The organism is Burkholderia sp. E168m23 (assembly GCF_016586125.1).
Classification (GTDB): domain Bacteria; phylum Pseudomonadota; class Gammaproteobacteria; order Burkholderiales; family Burkholderiaceae; genus Burkholderia; species Burkholderia orbicola.
Genome location: NZ_BCPP01000849.1, coordinates 1 through 3,178, shown reverse-complemented (window position 1 = coordinate 3,178; position 3,178 = coordinate 1). Strand labels below are relative to the sequence as shown.

The following is a 3,178-nucleotide window of genomic DNA, read 5'->3' as shown; positions in this document are numbered from 1 at the left end:
ACGAGACATTCGAGCAGCGAGTTGCTCGCGAGCCGGTTCGCGCCGTGCAGCCCCGTGTACGACGTTTCGCCGACCGCATACAGGCCGGCGAGATCGGTGCGCCCCGCGAGATCGGTGACGACGCCGCCGCACGTATAGTGCGCGGCCGGCACGACGGGAATCGGCTGTTTCGCGATGTCGATGCCGAATTCGAGGCAGCGCGCATGAATCATCGGGAAGTGTTCGCGCAGGAACGCTTCCGGCTGATGGCTGATGTCGAGATACACGCAGTCGATCCCGCGCTTCTTGATCTCGAAGTCGATCGCGCGCGCGACGATGTCGCGCGGCGCGAGCTCCGCGCGCGGATCGTGCGAGGGCATGAAGCGGGTGCCGTCGGGCAGCTTCAGCAGGCCGCCTTCGCCGCGCACGGCCTCCGAAATCAGGAACGACTTCGCATACGGATGGAACAGGCAGGTCGGGTGGAACTGGATGAATTCCATGTTCGACACGCGGCAGCCCGCCCGCCATGCCATCGCGATGCCGTCGCCGGTCGCGGTGTCGGGGTTCGTCGTGTACAGGTAGACCTTGCCGGCGCCGCCGGTGGCGAGCACGGTGTGCGGCGCCTCGATCGTGATCGTGCGGTCGTTGTCGACGTCGAGCGCATACAGGCCGTGACAGCGGCGGCCGGGCAGGCCGAGCCGGTCGGACGTGATCAGGTCGATTGCGTGGTGGTTTTCGAAGAACGTGATGTTCGGATGCTGGCGCGCCCGTTCCGACAGCGTCGCGAGCACCGCATGGCCGGTCGCATCGGCCGCATGGATGATTCGCCGGTGGCTGTGGCCGCCTTCGCGCGTCAGGTGAAAGCCGAGTTCGGCCGCGTCGTCCTTCGTGAACGGGACGCCTTGCGAGATCAGCCATTCGATGGCTTCGCGCCCGTGCTCGACGATGTAGCGCGTCGCGCCTTCGTCGCACAGGCCGCCGCCGGCGACCAGCGTGTCGTCGACGTGGTTCTCGATACTGTCCGCCGAGTCGAGGACCGCCGCGATGCCGCCTTGCGCGTTATCGCTCGCCCCCTCCATCATCGAACGTTTCGCGATCAGTGCGACACGTCGCGTGCTGGCCAGGTTGAGTGCGACCGACAGCCCTGCCAGGCCGCTGCCGACGATCGCCACGTCGAATTTCATGCTGCATCTCCATCGTTACGCTTTTGATCTTGTGCGTTCCGGCGGCCGCGGCCGCGGAAAGGGGAGAGCATACCGCGTCGGGCTCGAGCGTGCGCGCAAAACACGCGCAAAACAAAAAGCCCCGCATGTGCGGGGCTTTTCGGTCGCCGTCAGGCTGGCAGAAACCGGAGCGGAGATTACTTGATCTTGGTTTCTTTGTATTCCACATGCTTGCGGACGACGGGATCGAACTTCTTGATCGCCATCTTTTCCGGCATGTTGCGCTTGTTCTTCGTGGTCGTGTAGAAGTGACCCGTACCAGCGGTCGACTCAAGCTTGATCTTGTCGCGGGCGCCTTTTGCCATGATTGTGCTCCTTGGGCTTAGGCTTCGCCGCGTGCGCGCAGGTCAGCGAGCACGGAATCGATGCCGTTCTTGTCGATCAGGCGCAGGCCGGCGTTCGAGACGCGCAGGCGCACCCAGCGGTTTTCGCTCTCAACCCAGAACCGGCGGTTTTGCAGGTTCGGGAGGAAGCGGCGCTTCGTCTTGTTGTTGGCGTGGGAAACGTTGTTGCCGCTCATCGGCGCTTTCCCAGTTACTTGGCATACGCGTGCCATGAGAGCACTCCTAATACGCTAAATTCGGGGTTCGATCGCCGGTGAAGGTTCCATCGCACCGCCACGTGATCCATGGCTGCACTCAGAACGCCGTAGCCCTTACAGACAAGGCCCTTCGATGGCTAGAACTGGTTGGAAAAAAGACAGACGACGATTCTAGCAGAAAAAGTTCAGAAAAATCAAACCTAATTTCGCTTCGTCGTTGCGGCGCCCTGGGATGGGCCGCCGCGCCACAGTCTACAGCCAACCGGCCCGCGCGAACGAGAAAGTATCGCTGACGCCGACGACGACATGATCGAGCAACCGTACGTCGACGAGTTCGAGCGCGTCCTTCAGCACGCGGGTCAGGCGGCGGTCTTCCGCGCTCGGCTGCACCGCGCCCGACGGATGGTTGTGCGCGACGATCAGCGCCGCGGCGTTGTGTTTCATCGCGCGGCGCACGATCTCGCGCGGATAGACGGCCATGCGTGTGAGCGAGCCGCGCGCGATTTCCTCCATGTCGATCAGGCGGTTGCGCGCGTCCAGATAGACCGCGATGAACACTTCGTACTGGCGCGTGCCGATCTTCAGTCGCAAACAATCCTCGACGGCACCGGGCGAGTCGATCTGCATCCGTTCTTCCGCCTTCTCCACCAGCATGCGCCGCGCGATCTCGGTGACCGCGACGAGTCGCGCCGAGCGTGCGGGGCCGATGCCGGGGTGCGCCTCGAAATCGTCGGCGGTCGCTTCGAGCAGCCCGTGCAGCGTGCCGAACTGATCGACCAGTGCGCGGGCGGTGACGAATACATCGTGACCGGGCTTGCCGGTGCCGAGCAGCAGCGCGATCAGCTCGTCGTCGGTCAGCGCGGCCGGCCCGCGTTCCAGCAGCCGTTCGCGCGGCCGCTCGGGCCGCCAGTCGCCCGGACGGCGCCTGCGCCGGTTGATCGGGATGACGCGGCCGGGCGGATCGGCCGGCGTATCGGCGGTGTCGCGGCATTCGGCCGACGGCAGGATGGGGCAGGGAGACAGCATGGTCGGAACTCCATTGGCGGCGGGCGGCGGGCGCAACGTCGTCGCACTTTCCGCCTTGCACGCTCAGGTGACTTACAATATTGGCTTTGCGCCGGGCCATTCGGCCGTAGCGGGCGCCGACTGAACGAGTAATTCATGAGCCTCATCGATCTATCCGAAGTGAAGCCCGGTTCCCACGTCACGTTGCATTACCGGCTGGCACTGGCCGACGGCGCCGACATCGTCAACACCTTCTCGGACAAGCCGGCCACGCTGTTGCTGGGCGCGGGGCAACTGGCGCCGTCGCTGGAACAGATTCTGCTCGGGCTCAGGGTCGGCGACCATTCGACTTTTCAGCTAGCCCCCGATCAGGGGTTCGGCCCCCGCAATCCGGACATGCTCCAGCGCGTGACGCTGTCGACGCTGCGCG

Annotated in this window: 5 protein-coding genes; 1 reads left to right on the top strand and 4 read right to left on the bottom strand. The window is 64.7% G+C overall.

Going from position 1 to position 3,178, the window contains the following annotated elements; all coding sequences use genetic code 11:
• The 4 genes from nadB to radC form a co-directional block, all read right to left on the bottom strand.
• Window positions 1–1,163: L-aspartate oxidase (gene nadB / locus JMF90_RS30740; protein ID WP_201325854.1), on the bottom strand; the 1,163-nt coding region annotated here is incomplete at its 3' end.
• Window positions 1,164–1,339: 176 nt separating this feature from the next.
• The gene (rpmG, locus tag JMF90_RS30735; protein ID WP_006478046.1) at window positions 1,340–1,507 is read right to left on the bottom strand and encodes a 50S ribosomal protein L33; all 168 of its coding nucleotides are present in this window, start codon (window positions 1,505–1,507) and stop codon (window positions 1,340–1,342) included.
• A 17-nt stretch (window positions 1,508–1,524) separates the two neighbouring features.
• Complete coding sequence (rpmB, locus tag JMF90_RS30730) at window positions 1,525–1,758, bottom strand: 50S ribosomal protein L28 (RefSeq protein WP_004186391.1); 234 nt, start codon at window positions 1,756–1,758, stop codon at window positions 1,525–1,527.
• A gap of 237 nt (window positions 1,759–1,995) precedes the next feature.
• Window positions 1,996–2,769: a DNA repair protein RadC gene (gene radC, locus JMF90_RS30725; protein WP_011546007.1), complete on the bottom strand. Its 774-nt coding sequence runs from the start codon at window positions 2,767–2,769 to the stop codon at window positions 1,996–1,998.
• Between the two features lie 135 nt (window positions 2,770–2,904).
• On the opposite strand from radC, the gene JMF90_RS30720 reads away from it, so the two are divergent.
• Window positions 2,905–3,178, top strand: a 274-nt coding sequence (locus JMF90_RS30720; RefSeq protein WP_201325853.1) for a peptidylprolyl isomerase, incomplete at its 3' end; no start/stop codon positions are given.

Coding starts and splice junctions, on each gene's coding strand:
- rpmG (WP_006478046.1), bottom strand. CDS start 1,507: ATGGCAAAAGGCGCCCGCGACAAGATCAAGCTTGAGTCGACCGCTGGT.
- rpmB (WP_004186391.1), bottom strand. CDS start 1,758: ATGGCACGCGTATGCCAAGTAACTGGGAAAGCGCCGATGAGCGGCAAC.
- radC (WP_011546007.1), bottom strand. CDS start 2,769: ATGCTGTCTCCCTGCCCCATCCTGCCGTCGGCCGAATGCCGCGACACC.